Annotated in this window: 13 protein-coding genes; 4 read left to right on the top strand and 9 right to left on the bottom strand. The window is 65.2% G+C overall.

Annotated elements, in window-relative coordinates:
* Positions 1-60: 60 nt before the first annotated feature.
* Complete coding sequence (locus tag CS1GBM4_RS02855; protein WP_186417179.1) at positions 61-516, bottom strand: MarR family transcriptional regulator; 456 nt, start codon at positions 514-516, stop codon at positions 61-63.
* A 314-nt stretch (positions 517-830) separates the two neighbouring features.
* Between CS1GBM4_RS02855 and CS1GBM4_RS02850 the strand changes: the two genes are divergently transcribed.
* Positions 831-2075 (top strand): Zn-dependent hydrolase, encoded by a 1245-nt coding sequence (locus CS1GBM4_RS02850; RefSeq protein ID WP_186417178.1) that lies wholly within the window; start codon positions 831-833, stop codon positions 2073-2075.
* 90 nt (positions 2076-2165) lie between these two features.
* On the opposite strand, the gene CS1GBM4_RS02845 is transcribed toward CS1GBM4_RS02850, so the two are convergent.
* Complete coding sequence (locus tag CS1GBM4_RS02845) at positions 2166-2810, bottom strand: TetR/AcrR family transcriptional regulator (RefSeq protein WP_186417177.1); 645 nt, start codon at positions 2808-2810, stop codon at positions 2166-2168.
* A gap of 119 nt (positions 2811-2929) precedes the next feature.
* Between CS1GBM4_RS02845 and CS1GBM4_RS02840 the strand changes: the two genes are divergently transcribed.
* Genes CS1GBM4_RS02840 through CS1GBM4_RS02830 form a run of 3 tightly spaced genes read left to right on the top strand, consistent with a single transcriptional unit; the run spans position 2930 to position 5991 of the window.
* Positions 2930-3706 carry a cyclase family protein gene (locus CS1GBM4_RS02840; protein WP_186417267.1) on the top strand — a complete coding sequence of 259 codons (777 nt, stop codon included), beginning with the start codon at positions 2930-2932 and terminating at the stop codon, positions 3704-3706.
* Positions 3707-3721: 15 nt separating this feature from the next.
* Positions 3722-4786 (top strand): SMP-30/gluconolactonase/LRE family protein, encoded by a 1065-nt coding sequence (locus CS1GBM4_RS02835; RefSeq protein WP_186417176.1) that lies wholly within the window; start codon positions 3722-3724, stop codon positions 4784-4786.
* Complete coding sequence (locus tag CS1GBM4_RS02830; RefSeq protein WP_186417175.1) at positions 4783-5991, top strand: ABC transporter substrate-binding protein; 1209 nt, start codon at positions 4783-4785, stop codon at positions 5989-5991. Before CS1GBM4_RS02835 ends, CS1GBM4_RS02830 begins: the two co-directional genes overlap by 4 nt.
* A 128-nt stretch (positions 5992-6119) precedes the next feature.
* Here the strand turns inward: CS1GBM4_RS02830 and CS1GBM4_RS02825 are convergent, their stop codons facing one another.
* The 7 genes from CS1GBM4_RS02825 to CS1GBM4_RS02795 form a co-directional block, all read right to left on the bottom strand.
* Entirely contained in the window at positions 6120-7364 is a 1245-nt protein-coding gene (locus CS1GBM4_RS02825) for a DUF1236 domain-containing protein (protein ID WP_186417174.1), read from the bottom strand.
* Positions 7365-7966: 602 nt separating this feature from the next.
* Positions 7967-8722, bottom strand: coding sequence for a restriction endonuclease (locus CS1GBM4_RS02820; RefSeq protein ID WP_186417173.1), 756 nt, complete (start codon positions 8720-8722; stop codon positions 7967-7969).
* Positions 8723-8739: 17 nt separating this feature from the next.
* On the bottom strand, positions 8740-10593 hold the full coding sequence (locus CS1GBM4_RS02815; RefSeq protein ID WP_186417172.1) for a response regulator receiver domain: 1854 nt from the start codon (positions 10591-10593) through the stop codon (positions 8740-8742).
* Positions 10583-13570 carry an ATP-binding protein gene (locus CS1GBM4_RS02810; protein WP_186417171.1) on the bottom strand — a complete coding sequence of 996 codons (2988 nt, stop codon included), beginning with the start codon at positions 13568-13570 and terminating at the stop codon, positions 10583-10585. Before CS1GBM4_RS02810 ends, CS1GBM4_RS02815 begins: the two co-directional genes overlap by 11 nt.
* Positions 13567-14685: a DNA cytosine methyltransferase gene (locus CS1GBM4_RS02805; RefSeq protein ID WP_244607011.1), complete on the bottom strand. Its 1119-nt coding sequence runs from the start codon at positions 14683-14685 to the stop codon at positions 13567-13569. Before CS1GBM4_RS02805 ends, CS1GBM4_RS02810 begins: the two co-directional genes overlap by 4 nt.
* A gap of 313 nt (positions 14686-14998) precedes the next feature.
* On the bottom strand, positions 14999-15454 hold the full coding sequence (vsr, locus tag CS1GBM4_RS02800; RefSeq protein ID WP_186417170.1) for a DNA mismatch endonuclease Vsr: 456 nt from the start codon (positions 15452-15454) through the stop codon (positions 14999-15001).
* Between the two features lie 60 nt (positions 15455-15514).
* On the bottom strand, positions 15515-16069 hold the full coding sequence (locus tag CS1GBM4_RS02795; RefSeq protein WP_186417169.1) for a recombinase family protein: 555 nt from the start codon (positions 16067-16069) through the stop codon (positions 15515-15517).
* Positions 16070-16096: the final 27 nt, after the last annotated feature.

Below are 16096 nucleotides of genomic sequence, written 5' to 3'. Positions count from 1 at the left end.
CCAGAAGGGTCCGCTCTGCCGCCCCTGGATTGCTTCGCTGCGCTCGCAATGACCGAGACCTCAACGCAGCTGCTTGAGCAGCGCGATCAGCGTGGCGCGCTGGTTGGTCGCGAGCGGCGCCAGCGTCACCTTGGTCACGGTCGCCGCCCTGGGCAGGAGCGCGCGGGTGTAGTCGGCGCCGGCCTGGGTGAGCTCGACGATGACGCGGCGGCCATCCTCGGGGTCGGGCTTGGTCTGCACCAGCTTGCGCTTGAGCAGCCGGTCGACCACGCCCTTGATCGTGGCGGCGTCCATCGCCGTCTGGCGGCCGAGCAGGTTCTGCGAGGAGCCACCATCCTGATAGAGCCGCGCCAGCACCGCCCATTGCGTCGGCGTCAGGTCGTTGCCCATGATCTCGTTGAAGATCGAGACATGGCGCTGCGCCGCCTGGCGCATGATGAAACCGACCTGCTCGGCGAGATCATAGGCTTCCTCGGCAGGCTCGGTCGCCTCAACCACGCGGCTCGGTCGCGGCATTGCTGATCCTCGTTCGTATACGAACGATATTCGTAGAGCATGCCGCGAGGAAGCGACAGCGGTTTTCGCGCCGAGCAGGGTCAATGCCGTCGGAATCGGTCGCGTTCTCCGGATCCGGACGATTTCCTGCAGATCCCGCGTCAGCCGACGCAGCGTCTCGCCGGTCGAGTCCGGCTGCGGCATGGCGGAACCCGCGCTGCCGCCCTCCGCCGGGAGCGGGCGGATCCATCACCAATATCGATTTGCCAGGGCCCGGCCGGCCCCTCGATTGTCATCCCGCGAAGCGGCACCGCGCCGCGCAACCGGAGGAATCCATGGGCCTGCCAGCGACCGCGCGCATCGATATCGGGCGCTTCTGGACGACGATCGAGCGCTCGGCCGAAATCGGCGTCGGCCGGCCGGGCGGGCTGTCGCGGCTGGCGCTCGGCGACGCCGACAGAGCGGTGCGCGATCTCTTCGTCGCGTGGTGCCGGCAGGCTGGGATGAGCGTGCGCATCGACGGGATCGGCAACATCTTCGCGCGCCGGGCCGGGCAGGACGACAGCCTGCCGCCGGTGGTGATGGGCAGCCATCTCGACACGCAGGTGAATGGCGGCCGGTTCGACGGCATCGCCGGCGTCCTCGGCGCGCTGGAGGTCTGCCGCACGCTCGACCAGCTCGGCCACCGCACCAGGAGGCCGCTGGAGATCGTCGACTGGACCAATGAGGAGGGCGGGCGCTTCTCGCCGCCCATGGTCGGCTCGGGCTGCTTCATCGGCGCCTATGCGCTCGACTGGGCGCTGGCGCGCCGCGACGACGACGGCAGGACGATCGGCGAGGAGCTCGACCGGATCGGCTATCGCGGCACGATGGCGACGGCGCCGCATCCGTTCGACGCCTATGTCGAATTCCATATCGAGCAGGGGCCGATCCTCGACCGCGAGGGCATGCAGGTCGGCGTGGTCACCGGCGGGTTTTCCAGCACCGGCATGCTGGTCGAGTTCCGCGGCGAGACCGCCCATACCGGCCCCTGGCCGATGGAGCGCCGCCGGAACGCGCTCGTCGCCGCGGCGCGCCTGCTGACCGCGGTCGACGATCTCGGCTGGGAGCACGCCGGCAGCGGCGGCAAGGCGACCGCCTCACGCCTGGTGGCTTGGCCGAACAAGCCCGGCATCCTCTCCGACTGGGCGCAGGCGACCTGCGATGTCCGCCATGCCGACCCGGAAACGGCCGCGGTCATGGCCGAGCGGGTGCGCCGCGCGGTGCAGGAGGCGGCGGCGCGGGCCGGCTGCACGGCCGAGATCCTCGATGTCTGGAGCTGGGGCGGCAATATGTTCGCCGAGGAGCTGATCGGGCAGGTCCGCGCCACCTCACAGGCCCTCGGCTACCGCACGCGCGACATCCTGAGCCAGGCCGGGCACGACGCCTATTTCGTCGCCCGGCATGCGCCGGCGACGATGATCTTCGCACCGTGCAAGGACGGCATCACCCACAACAACCAGGAACTGTGCACACCCGACGATCTCGAGCCCGGCCTCAACGTGCTGCTGCACACCGTGGTGGCCCGGGCGGATCGGTAGAGCGCCGTCTTTCCGGGACTTGCGCATGCCGCCGGTGAAGAGCAGCTCGCCGACCCGCGCCAAGGCGGTCTGCGGCCTGGATGATCCGGCTCAGCGGCCCCGCAGCAGGCCGTCGATCCCGGCGGCGCAGAAGCCGGTCAGCCGTTGCAGGAGGAGGTCGGCATTCTCCGCCACCGGGACGGAATCGCGCCCCGCGTCGAGCCGCATGGCACGGTCGCCCGCGGCCATGGTCATGACGAGCGCACCGACCATGAACAGATAGGCGTCGACCAGCGCGCCGACCTTCGCCTGCGGGTAGAGCCTGCCCAGTGCGGCGAGGAACTGCCGCGCCGTCGGGTCGAAATGCTCGGCGAGGACGCCGCGCGCCGCCTCGCGCGGATCGACCGCCTCGCGGGCGGTCATCATGGCGAAGGCCGCGCCCTGGACGCCTTCGGTGAAGCGCTGGCGGACGGAGGGGCCGATGAAGGCGGCGACGATCCCGCCGATCTCCAGCGTCGGCCGGGCCAGGGCCGCGCCGAGCGCCTGGGCGCGCGCCAGGGCGAGAGCATCCGCCCGGCGGGCGAAGACGGCGCGGTAGAGCGCCTCCTTCGAGCCGAAATGATAGCTCAGCTGCGAGAGCCGCACGCCGGCGGCCGCCGCGAGATCGCGCATCGAGGCGCCGTCGGCGCCGCCGCGCTCGGCGAAGAGCCGTTCGGCGGCGTCGAGAATGCGGTCGCGCGTCGGCATCGCGGACATCGTGCCCTCCGGAAATCCTTGCCGATCCGCTCTTATCAGAAAGCGGCGGGTCTGCTATAGGTCGGACGTTCGTCCAAAACGCGGACCACGAAAGCGATTCAGGGAGGACAACCGGCATGCTGCCAGGCCGCCTCGTCGACCTGTCGATTCCGCTCGAGAACGACGTCCCGGCCGATCCGCCTTTTCAGAAGGTCAGGATCGACTATCGCACGCATGAGGCGACGGCGAAGGACATCGCGGCGGCGTTTCCGGGCCTGCGTCCGGACCAGCTTCCGGACGGCATGGGCTGGGCGGTCGAGCTCGCGACGATCTCGACCCATAACGGCACCCATGTCGACGCGCCCTGGCACTACCACCCGACCCAGGATGGCGGGGCGCCGGCGCTGAGGATCGACGAATGCCCTCTCGACTGGTTCCTGCGACCGGGGGTGAAGCTCGATTTCCGCCATCTGCCCGACGGCCATGTCGTCACCCCTGCGGAGATCGATGCCGAGCTCGCGCGGATCGGCCACAGCTTGAGCCCGCTGGAGATCGTCGTCGCCAACACGCGGGCCGGCGCACGCTATGGCGCGGCCGACTATGTCGATTCCGGCTGCGGCTTCGGCCGCGAGGCGACGCTGCATCTGGTCCGGCAGGGCATCAAGGTGGTCGGCACCGATGGCTGGAGCTGGGATGCGCCGTTCAGCCACACCGCCCGCCGCTTCGCGGAGACGGGCGACGCCTCGCTGATCTGGGAGGGCCACAAGGCCGGGCGCGAGGCCGGCTACTGCCAGATCGAGAAGCTGCACAATCTCGAGGCGCTGCCGGCGACCGGCTTCACGATCAGCTGCCTGCCGGTGAAGGTCCGCGACGGCTCGGCCGGCTGGACGCGGGCCGTGGCGATCCTGCCGGGCTGAGGGCGACGACGCACCATGTGGCATCGCCCCAACCCGCTCGACGGCTTCAGCATCGACCCCGAAGCGATCCTTTACGCGGGCGAGGGCCTGCAGCGGCCGGAATGCATCCTCGCCGAGCCGGACGGCTCGCTGTGGAGCGCCGATGCGCGCGGCGGCGTGGTCCATATCCGTCCGGACGGGACGCAGAGCCTGATCGCGCAGACGGCGAGCCGCGACTTCGCCGAGGCCGGGGACGAGGAGACGCGCTTCGTCTCCGGCACCTTGCCGAACGGCCTCGCCTTCGCCCGCAACGGCGACATCCTGATCTCGAATTTCGGCACCGACCGGCTGGAGGTGATGACCCGCTCGGGCGAGACGCGCGTGCTGGTCGACGCGATCGACGGGCAGGCGATCGGCAAGATCAATTTCGTGCTGCGCGACAGCAAGGACCGGATCTGGCTCACGGTCTCGACGCGGACGACGAACTGGATGCGGGCGATGAGCCCGCATGTCCGCGACGGCTATGTCGCGCTCTATGATCGCGGGCGGCTGCGCATCGTCGCCGACGGCTTCGCCTTCACCAACGAGATCCGGCTCGATGCCAGGGAGGAATGGCTCTACGTCGCCGAGACCTGCGCCTGCCGGGTGACGCGGCTGCGCGTTGCGCCCGACGGCAGCCTGACCGGACGCGAGACCTTCGGCCCGCGCGACCACGGCGCCTTCATCGACGGCATCGCCTTCGATGCGCATGGCAATCTCTGGGGCACGCATGTGATGATCGACCGCGTCTTCGCGATCACGCCGCAGGGCGATTTGCGCATCCTGCTCGACGACGATCGCGGCAGCGCGGCCGGCAAGGCGCTGATGGCCGCCTTCGCCCGAGGCGAGGCGACGCCGGAGCTGATGCTCGCCTGCGGCGGCACGATCGCGCCCTGGTTCGCCAGCATCACCTTCGGCGGGCCCGATCTTCGCACCGTCCATATCGGCAGCCTGCGCGGCAGCCGCATCCCCTGCTTCAGATCGCCGGTCGCCGGCCTGCCGATGGCGCACTGGCACGACCGCCAGCAAGGACGAACGACATCATGGGAGGAGGTCAGATGAAGGGACTGGTTCCGGCGCTCGCCATTGCCGCCGCATGGCTCGGCGCCCTGCCCGCCGCCGCCGAGATCTCGGGCGGCGCCGTCAGGATCGGGGTGCTGACCGACATGTCGGGCGTCTATTCCGACATCACCGGCAAGGGCTCGATCACCGCGGCGCGCCTGGCGGTCGACGATTGCCTGAAGGCGGAATGCGCGGGCATGACGGTCGAGATCGTCTCGGCCGATCATCAGAACAAGGCCGATATCGGCTCGGCGATCGCCCGCGAATGGATCGACCGGCAGGGCGTCGACGTGCTCGCCGACATGTCGAACGCTTCGCTGCAGCTCGCCATCCCGCCGCTGCTGAAGGACAAGAACCGGGTCGGCCTCTTCCCCGGCGGCACGGCGCGCCTGACCGGCGACGCCTGCCAGCCCGACCATATCGTCCAGTGGATGTGGGACACCTATGTCCAGGTCGCCGGGATCGCCAACCATCTGACCAAGCCTGGCACGAAATGGTATCTGGTCACCGCCGATTACGCGCTCGGCCACCAGCTCGAAGCCGATGCCAAGACGCTCGTCACCGCCAAGGGCGGCACCTATGCCGGCTCAGTCCGGCACGCCTTCCCGGCCGTCGACCTGTCGTCGCAGCTGCTCACGGCGCAGGGCTCGGGCGCCGACCTGATCGCACTCGCCAACGCCGGCGGCGACACCGTCGCCGGAATCAAGACGGCGCGGGATTTCGGCATCGGCCAGGACAGGCAGAAGCTGGTCGCCTTCTTCCTGACCGCGATGGACGTGAAGAGCGTCGGCCTCGCCTCGGCGCAGGGCACGATCCTGACCGAGGGATTCTACTGGAACCTGGACGAGCGCACCCGCGCCTTCTCCGAGCGCTTCAAGACGGCTCACGGAGCTGTACCCTCCGCGATCCAGGCCGGCGTCTATTCCTCGGTGCGGCACTATCTCAAGGCGGTCGCGGCCGCGAAGTCGGACGACGCCAGAACGGTGATCGCCAGGATGCGGGAGCTGCCGATCGAGGACGAGGTCGTCCGCAACGCCAGGCTGCGGGAGGACGGCCGCATGGTGCACGATTTCTACGTCTTCCAGGTGAAGACGCCGGCGCAGTCGCGCAGCGAATGGGACCTCTACGACCTCGTCGCCACGATACCGGGCGAGCAGGCCTTCCGGCCGCTGGCCCAGAGCGCCTGCCCGGCGATCAAACGCTAGAGCATGCCCAAACTCTTGGAATCGATCACGCTGCATCTGGACGATTGCGTCCGAATGCAGCGTGATCTCGCAGGCGATTCGCCGGCGAGCGCCCGCGGCGGCTCGTCGGCCGCCACGGGCGCGGGTGGTCATTCGATGACGTCGACGACCTGGCGGTTCTGCGGGTCGACGATCAGGACATCGTCACCGATGAGCGCGTACTGGTAGCCGCGCAGCTGCTGGTCCTGCTGCTCGGCCTCGGGCGGCAGCGGCCGCAGGGTGATCTGCGGCGGCAGGACCGCGCCCTTCAGGCCCTCGATGCCCTGCATCTCGCCCGGCCGGGCACCCGCCAGGATCATCCGGGCGATCTCGTGCCGGTCTCCGGCCGCGGCCGCCGGGTTGGAGATCGCCCCGGTGCTGGCGGGGGCTGCGGAAGCCGAGCGGGCCGCGTTCTTGTCGACGACCTCGACGATGCGGCGGGTCCGCGGCTCGACGATCGCGACCTCCTCGCTCTCCGCCATGACGTATTGATAGCCGCGCCAATCCGGATGGCGCTCGATCAATTCGGGCGGGAGATCGTAGAAGGGCGCGCCGGCCGGCAGGACGACGCCCTCGCGGAAGACGACGGTCGACGGCCGCTGCCAGCGCCTGATATCGCGCCGGTGCTCGAACACCGCATAGACATCGGTCGTTCCAGCCCTGCCGCCGTCGCGCTCGATCACCTCGACGATGCGCCGGCTGCGCGGATCGACGATGACGATCTCCCGATCGGACACCGTGTAGCGATAGTCGCGGTATTGCGGCCGGATGGCAGCGATCTCGCTAGGCAGGGGCTGGAGCTGCACGCGCGACGGCAGCTCGGCCCCGACCGAAACGGAGACGCCGAGGTTCTGGACGGGCCGGACCTCGTTGCGCTCCACGCGCTGGCGAACCGTGTCGGCGATACGCTGATTGTCCGACTCCGCCCGGGCGGTACCCGTCGGCTGCGCGCCCGGCGCAGCGCGGTTCTCCGCCGGCTGCGGGTTGGTGGTGCCGGGCTGCGGCGCGTCCGGGCGCTGGGCGTTGAGGCCGGGGCGCTGTTGCTGGTCCTGCGGGCCCGGCGCCGGCTGCGCCGTGCTCGGCGCGCCTGAGCGGTTGTCCGGCCGCTGCGGCTGGGCGGTTTCGGGGGAACGCGGAGCGCGGCCGTCGGGCTGAGCCTGCTCGGTGGCCTTGCGGCCGTTACGCTCGTCCTGGCGCTCGCGCTGCGCCTGTTCGCGCTGCCGGGGCTGCTCGCGCTGGTGGTCCTGCAGGGCGCGCGGCGCCGGAGCCTGGTCCGCACGCTCCTTCTGGGCCTGCTCGCGCTCGCGACGCTGGGGTCCGCGTCGCTCCGGCTCCTCGCCGCGAAGCTCCTCCATCCGGGCGCCGCGCGGGGCTTCCGGCGGCCGCTCGAGGCGCTGCTGCGGACCGGCGCGCTCGCCCGGAGAGCGCGGGGCCGAATCGTCCGGCGCCGCGCGTTCAGCCCGGCTCCTCGGCTTCTCGTCCAGGGGACCACCGACAGGCTGCGCCCATGCCATTCCTGACTGGGCAGCAAAAGCGATGGCCGCGATTCCTGCGAATCGTCTCATGGGAGATCCTCCCTGCTGCTTGCGATGGTCAACCAACCGGCAAGCGCGAGGGGGGTTCCGCCGAGAGGAGCATTCGCTGGGAAGTGTCCGCCGCCGCATCGGCGAATCCGCCGCCGCGACGGACAGCCCGCGCTCCGCAGCGGAAGCCGCAGATGCGAGCGGCGCAGCGGCCTGCCCGGCGCCGGCGGATGTTCGGATCTTCGCTCAATCGGAGAGATTTGGTGGAGCCAGGCGGACGAGAACCCAGACTAGCAAAAACAGGATTTTTCAACGACTTACAAAGGCACCTAGCGCCAATATGAGCCGGATTTATGTACCAAAACGAGCGGTGCTTCTTTGCCAGAGAACGGACCTTAGCTGCGTTGCAAGCTGGTCCATGACCTAGGCGGAGCCTAACACGGCCTCCGGTCTACGGTCAGGTATTGATCAATGCCCCAAACGCCGTGCAGCTCCGCTGACCTGTTCCCCTGGTCGTCCGTCTCGATCGAGGCGATCCAAAACCAAGGTAGCCGGCAGCTGCATTGGTGACCGATGTCGTCATCGTCGTCCTCTGGCAGGGAGAGGATGTCATTGCAGGTCGTGCATTGGACATGGAAGCGACCGCATCGATCGCATTTGCCGACATGATGGATGAACGAAAGCCTCCTCGGGCCGCCTGGCACCTTAGGGTCGACTGGCAATCCCATCATGGAAATTTCGGGATAGCCGGTCCAGAATACTCGGCCGTGCCGGCAGCGCGAGTTCATGCATTTCGGCCAGTTTGCCGGGTCAAAATCCTGGATGCGATCGAGCGGCACCAGTCCGATCGTTACGGACATTTGTGCCCGCCTCTCAGCCGCCTTGGTGTGGCCGACAGGGCAGATGAGATAGCCGTGTGTGGCGCCAACGTCCTCCATCAGCCCCTGAAGCGCCTCGACGTCGGTGACGTCGACTTTCCGCTTCCGCCGTTTCGCGTCCACGATGATGCGACGCGAGCTGTCGCTATCATGACGGGCGTCGATCAGAACGTCGATCTGACGGCTGCGGCCACTTTTCCGGCCGACGATGCGTGCGTTCGGCGTGACGCATAAGTCGGTCCGGATCTGATCCGACAGTAGCCGGGCGATCATCCGTTCGTAGACCTCCCAGTCTCGCCTTGGCTGCGTCACGAAACCTCCAGCTCGTTTCAAGCCTGCTGATCTGCCGGCGCTTCCACGGCGGCGGCGGCCTTGGCGACGGCTCCGGGTTTCGCCAGCTCGCCCTTCTTCTCCGGCTGCGCGCCCTTCTTATCCTTGGGGGCCGCTTGGAAATCGAGGCCGATGCGCGTCATGGACACGCCAAGCCTTTGCACGAGGTTCAGCGCATATTCGTAGCGGAGTTGGCTCACTACGGTGGCGCTCTGGCGTATGGCGATCAGACCGCTTTCGCCCGGACCCATATGGACGAGATTGAAATCGAACGTGTCTTTGGCGAAGCGACCGTCGCCCTCCGCAAACAGCAAGGTCCATTGAGGCGCCGATGCATCGTCAGCGGGATCATTGAAGCAGAAGGCTTCCAACTGGCCTTCGACTTCCATGAACAGCACGCGGGCGCTGTTTGCCATCTCGACCGCAGTCTTCAATGTCGAGACCCGCTGCAGGCGAATGGCGGCGAAAGGCATGCAACCTGGATAGCTCCTCTTCCGGAATGCAGAGAGTTGCGAGGGCACCATGTCGCAGGCCGGCGAGGCGCAAACCCAATGGAAACCCTCGCACCTGAAGATGTGGCCCGTCGTGAGGTGCCAACCCTCGCGCTTCTTCGTGCTGACTACGGAATTGTGTTGTCCCATCGCCTTGTGACGATTGCTTTCCGTCGACAGGTCGATGTTAAAGTGGTCCTTGCAGATTGTGGCGGCATCCCCTTGCTTCCGCTCGAAGGTGATCAAGCGCTCCGCAAAATCCGCGACGTTGTCCGCCACGGGGCCGATGAAGCTCTCGGTAAGCCTTCCAACTGTCTGCTCGATCTGCCGACGTGTGTCGACGGCATCCGCATTCAGCATCCGATGATACCATCCCGCCAAAGCATGCGTGTTGCCGAGAACGGTGGCTTGCTCAGCAGTGCCACGATCATCGATTTCATGCCGCAATCGAGCCAAGTACAGTCTCGACGGGTCAGGCCGCCAATTCGCCAGTGCCTGACTGAGTTCTGTTATCGGCGGTTCGTCCTCGATCTTGCTCGCGAAGGCCACGAACACTGACTGACTCCGGACCCATTTCACATCCCCGGTCGACCAAGTGATCTCCGGAAGCCCGGGCTCGGCCTCGTATCTCATCAGCGCCTTGGCGGCGCGCGCTACAGAATACTTGAAGATGAGCCTCAGCTCGTCCAGCTGCCAGCCCGCCGAGTGGCAGACGGCATGGAGCGCCGCAAAGGGAGGCGCTCCTTTGAGGAAGGGCCGACAGGACTTGTTCATCCCCAACCGTCGGACCTCTAAGTATTGAGTGACCGCGAAGCCATCGGCAAGGCGCGCCTCGAACCCCGGATCGACGTCCTCGCGCGCGGCGATCAGCTCCTCCGCTTTCTCAATCTCCTCTTGGTTCAGGACGACGTCGTCCGGCGGAAGCATGCCGAGCAACACCTGCGGGAACACATAGTCGAGGTCCTCGCTCGTGTGGACGACCACCAGGTTGAAGTGGGGGTTAGTCATCAGGCGCCGGATAATCTTGACGGCGATGGTACCGTCGCGGGCCTTCGTCTTGTCCAACTGGAAGTCAAGGACCAGCAAATCGGATTGATGGAGGTGCGTAGCCGTGTCGATCTCGTCCTTGACGCCGACGTTCGATCCGTCGTGGATGTCGACGAGAAGGTTCCGATTATTGCCGCGTAGGCTGGCGATGACCTTTCGGACGCGATCGCGGTTGTTGCGCCAATCCTTGTTCGAGGGGCCCCCTTCAGAGAGCATCTCCTCGAAAGTCGGATAGTCGTCGTCGACTATGAGGACGGACCTGATAGGCTTGATGAACGCCTCGTCGATGAACGCCTGGTAGCTCTCAATCGCCATTTGGCAGCGCCCCCTTGAACGTGATGGCGAAGTTAGCTCCCGCCAGCGGCATGCCTTCCGGCGACGGGACATAGCGGATGCGGTGGCCGCCAGCGGCGAGGTTCGCCTTGCAGAGATAAAGGCCAACGCCCCTGCCTCCGACGGATTTCCGCGTGAAGAACAGCGTAAACAGACTCTCCTGATCCTCGGGCCGGACGCCGGGACCGTTGTCGGAGACGACGACGTCATCGCCAACTACGTCGAGGACGATCCGGCGGTCGCCGCTTGGCCGATTGCCCAGCCAGTAGATCGAGTTATTCACGAGGTTGATGAAGACGGGCATGAGCCGCGACGGCTGATCGAAGGCCCGCATCGCAGTGAACGCGGGCGTGGCCTCCAAGTTGACCACACCGCGAGCGAGCTGAAGCTTGAAGAACTTTGCGAGGTACTCGTGGATCTCCGCGCCGGTGACCCATCGCTGTATCCTCATTCCCGCCAACCGCAGGGGCGTCAGGAAACGAAGTTGGTCGGTCAAGCCCTCGTAACCGAACGCGATATCGCGTACAGCTTGGGTCTCGGCCACTTCTGGCGGCAGAGCTCGCAGGCCGCCACCGATCATTTCCTCATAGTCTTGCATCTCATGGCCCGCGATCTCGACCGCAATCCCAAGTTGGGCCAGTGAATTGAGGCGGTCGAGCTCCGTCCGGAGCTCGCGGTTCTCGTCCGCGCCGAAAGACGCGAGGTGCTCCAAGTCGATGCTCTCACTCAGGTTTTCCAACGCGGCGACGTAGGGTTCGAACATCTGGGCGTTCGTCTCAACATGCCGATCCTTGAGCTCGTCGAGTGCGCGCCGCGCCGTCGGGTAGTCGATTTCGCCGCGGTCGAACTTCGCCAGGATCGGGCCGCTGTCCGAGGAGAACTCCTTGTTCCGCTCCGCATACAGCTTCTTCAGACGGTCGAACTCCGATTGCTGCAGAGCGCCGATGCTTCTGCGCCATGACTGGATGCGGCCCTTCACCTGGGCGTCGTGCCGCTCCACCTGCCGGGCGAGGAGGTCGCGCGGGTTCTTCGGATTTAAGCGTTCGACCTCGCGTTCGAGGGTCTCTTCCAGCTTCGCCAGCGTCGCCTGCACCGACTGCACACCGTCGCGATAGGAAACATATCGCTCTTCCAGCGAGCTCGTGAGGTCCTTCGGACGTGGAGGCAGCTTTAGGTCGGCGAGGCGGTCGCGGTACCCTTCGAGCGCCTGCTGGACCTCGAGTATGTCCCGATCATTCGCGATCTGCATGCGGACCACGAAGTCGTCGACTTCCTTTCGTAAGGCCGGTACCGCGGCGCTTTGGTTCCGGAGCATTGAGCGGAACTTCCGACCATGCTTCTGTTGGAGCTTCTTTCTCTCCTCCGCGGCTTTCCGTCCTTTGTTCTCGGCACGGATTTCGGGAAGTTGCTCCTGACGGATCGTCGAGTCGGTACCAAAAAATCGACGTGCCGTCGCAAGGAGGATGTTGGAAACGACCGCCTTCAGCGACTTCGCCGCCCGGTTGTCCAGCAAGCCTTCGCGTCCCGCCTTGTCCTTCAAATTTGGATTGCCGTCGCGTGTGATTGCGATTCGGCCGAACATCTGGCGATGGTTCCAGAAATAGCGGCCCGCGTGCTTGCTTCTACGATGCTCAATTTCAAAGAAATCGTTGTCGGTTCGGCCATAAGGCAACACGCGCAGGCCGTCACGGAAGATCATGAAGCCCGAATAACGTTGTGCAAGTTCTTCATATCGTGTGTATTCAGCGAGAGGAAGCGTGGTGTTGAGCTTCTCGAATTCCATCGCGGCGATGTAGATGTGGAAGACGCCAACATCCGCGTCAGCCCTCCGTGAGAGTCTCACATCCAATGGAGGTTCGATCGTTACCGTCTCCTCCAGCCAGCTTCCAAATGCCTTTATCTTACCTTGGAAATTGCCATCGACATCCACGAAACCGTCGATGATATGCTCCATACCGTCGAGAGCTCGACGGTCGAATTGCTTGTCTAAGCCTACGACTTGATGCGGCTTATCGCCCGTCCAAGCCCGGACTTGATAGGTGAAGTCCGGTCGTTTCACGATCGTCGCCGGATTGGCCGGATCGACGAAGGGATCTACGAAACTCGAAAGCGTCTCGAAGAACCTGTCACGAGCGGAACTCGCTGTCGCGTCGCCTTCCGGCTTGTAGATCTGAACGGTGAGATCGTAGTTGATGTCGCCGACTAGCATCGCCGTGCCATGATCCGACGACCCGTCGCTCACTGGCCACATGGCGAGGTGCCGAGGTCCGATCGACTGTACCTTCAAGGCATCCAGGATTACCTGGGAGGGTGGAAGGCTTGGCGCCTCTTCCCGCTCACGGCCCTGCTGCCGGTGGAGTTCGTCCATTGCCTCCCAAGCAGCCACTATGCGGCCGGCATGGGCGGCATCTTTGCCTTCGCCCGTCACGTTCGAGCGCAGAGCTTCGATCATACCCGGAAGGGTGGGCCAAAGATCGCTTAATTCACCCAGTTCGAGATGCGGGACGGCGATGTCGGAGAAGTTCAGGAAGGGGTTCTCAAACAGTCGCCAATCGAGAAGCGCGGCGAGGAACGGCGAATTGCGCCGTTTGGAGACGAGCAAAAGCAAGGGACCGAGGTTGGCGCAGGACAACCTGCCAATACCCTTCTGGCCGAGCTTGGGCCGAACGGGTAGCCCGTTCCGGTCCTCGACCGGAACCGGGGTGCCGGCCACCTTCGACTCGGTGCCGATCACGAGCCACTTGTCGATGAAGTCGGCCTTGCTCATGCCGTGGCCGTCGTCGAGCAACGCGGCGACCGGAGAAGCGCCGTCGTAGATCTCCAGCGAGACAGAACGCGCGTAGGCGTCGAACGAATTCTTCCATAGCTCCGAGATCGCGGTTGGCGTGTCCGCGATCTGTTCGCGGCCAAGATGGTCGACGGTCCGTGCCCGAGCCTGAAAGCTTGCGGTCTCGATCACGCCGATACCAAGGCTTCTTGGTCGCGCGCGGGCTGCCGATCGGCGCCCTTTTCGAGCAACTTGGTCACATGCCGGATCAACGTCTCGCCGAGCTTTACCGGCACCGCGTTGCCGATCTGCGTACCCGCCGCCATGAGACCGCCTTTGAAGACATAATCGTCGGGAAAGGTTTGGATGCGCGCGGCCTGTCGCGCAGTGATACCGTGCGGGAGCGTGGGATGCACGAACCGCCCCTTCGAGGGGTTGATGCACGCCGTCGTCATCGTCGGTGCGGGATAGGCCGGGTTGATGCGCCCGTAAACGTCGCTGTGCCCGTCGTGCTCGCGGTGGCAGTCCAGCTGCCTGCCCGAGTCGGCTCTGCTTCCGCCGTTCTTGGGCGTCCTCTCGAAGGCAGCCACCAGATCGGCATTGTGGTTCATGTGGACGTCGTTCGGATCGTTTTCCAGCGCCGGGCCGAACACGTCCTTGCAGGCGACCCAAAACGGCAGAGCTGTGTCGGCGTCCGTATCGTCGGGAGAGCGGTGAGTTCGCACCGGCGGCCAGGCGAAGCCACCTCGGTCGATTTCGGCATCAACCCCCAGGATGAAGACGCGCTTTCTGCGCTGGGGGATGCCGAAGTCGCGCGCGTCGATGGTGATCGGGTCGTAGAGGTGGTATCCGGTTTCGCGAGCGTGCGCACGGATAGCCGCGACGTGTTCGGCGTGGCGAGGCCAGAGCATACCCGGGACATTCTCCATCAGGAACGCCCTCGGTCGCAGGCGATGAACGAAAGAGAAGTAGACGTTCACCAACCCATTGCGCTCATCTCCGACACCGGAATTGTTCAACCTGTGCGTAGAGAAGCCCTGGCACGGCGGTCCCCCAAGCAGGAGATCGCAACGCTCGCCATCCGGAAGCGCCGCTACCATTACGTCGGCCAAGCCAGGCGTCGTAATATCCTCTTCTAGGAGGATTGTCCCACTGGCATCCTGGCAAAGGTTGTATCGATATGTCGATGCCGCATGACGATCACGCTCGACAGCCAGTCGCACTTTGAGGCCCGCCTGGCGCGCCGCCAGCGAAAAACCGCCCGCCCCTGCGAACAAATCGATACAGTTCAGAGTCACGGCGCTCACGTCATTTTGCCCGAATCAGCGCGTTCGGCTACAGACGTTGCGCATTGTCATTTTTGATTTGGCAAGAAATCGTTGCCTTGCGCGCAGCCCAATTGCGGGCGACGCGATCTTTGACGCGGGCCTGCGGCGGTGTTGGCCCGACTACGGACACAGCATGTGCTACCAAGCACGCCTGCTCGCGACTGCATTTGAAGCCCCCCGGCCGCCCGTCAGGCCACTCCGAGCGACAAGCCTCGCCTGCCCGCGCGGAGACCCTTCCGCTATGATGAAGTTGTAGGTTGAAAGGGCCGGCTGACGCAACTTGAACGAAGGTTTAGGGTTTCGAACTCCCCACCGAGCTGAGGGCTCTTGAGATCAACAACCGTAGCGCTGCCGGATTACGGGTCTCGCACTCCCAGATTACAGCGACCCGAAAGCTACGTTTTCGCAGGCTTCGGATCGCCCGGGCATCGCGACCTCGGTTGGACGCGAACTTGGCAGCCCAGAAGGAAGAGTTCGTCATCGGAACAGTAGCCCGGCGGCAGTTCGTGTGATGATGCCAGAAGCATCCGTTCACGAACACAACCCACCCCCCGCTCTTGTTCGCAAAGTCCGGCGAGCCGGGCAACGAGCGCACGTTCCGACGATATGACAGCCCCATGGAACGCAAGCACGATGCGACCCTTTGTTCGGCGGACGTTGCCTGCGTGCGAACGCGCCCCATCCATTCGCTGCGCTTGGGGTCGGTCGGCTTTTCGGCCTTTATCTCTACAGATATGGCGGGCTCCATTGGCGCAAGGCGAACAGTCGCGCAATTGCTCTTTGATCGCTTTTTGAAACCGGTTTCAATTTATCGGGCCGCCTCCCGCAACACCCGATGAACCGACGCCTTGCCTATGGCAAGAGCGGTCGCGATCTCGCCCATGCTCCGACCTTCAGCTCGCAGCTTGGCGATTTCCTTCGCCTTGGCCTGAGCCGTGGGCTTTCGTCCCTTATACTTCCCTTCAGCCTTTGCCTTCGCGACCCCCTCGCGCTGGCGCTCCAACATCATCTCCCGCTCAAACTGCGCGACGGACGCCAACACATTGACCATGAGGCGGCCGGTCGGCGTGTTGGTGTCGACGCCCATTGCAAGGATGCGCAACCCGACGCCTTTGGCTTCCAGTGCCAGGATGATCTGGCCGAGGTGAATGACTGAACGCGCGAGCCTGTCGAGCTTGGTCACGACCAAAACGTCGCCTTCGCGGAGGAACTCAAGCGCGCGCTCCAGCTCTGACCGACGCCCGACCGAGCTTGCCTGCTCCTGAAATATCCTCTCGCAGCCTTGCAGTTGGAGATCGCGCAACTGCGCCTCTAGCCCGGCTTCTTGCTCCAGCGTGCTCGTGCGCGCGTATCCGACCAACATAGCGCAGTTCGTTCCGTTAGACTCTTT

This window comes from Allobosea sp. CS1GBMeth4 (assembly GCF_900185715.1).
Classification (GTDB): domain Bacteria; phylum Pseudomonadota; class Alphaproteobacteria; order Rhizobiales; family Beijerinckiaceae; genus Allobosea.
This window is presented reverse-complemented; position numbering and strand designations above follow the sequence as displayed.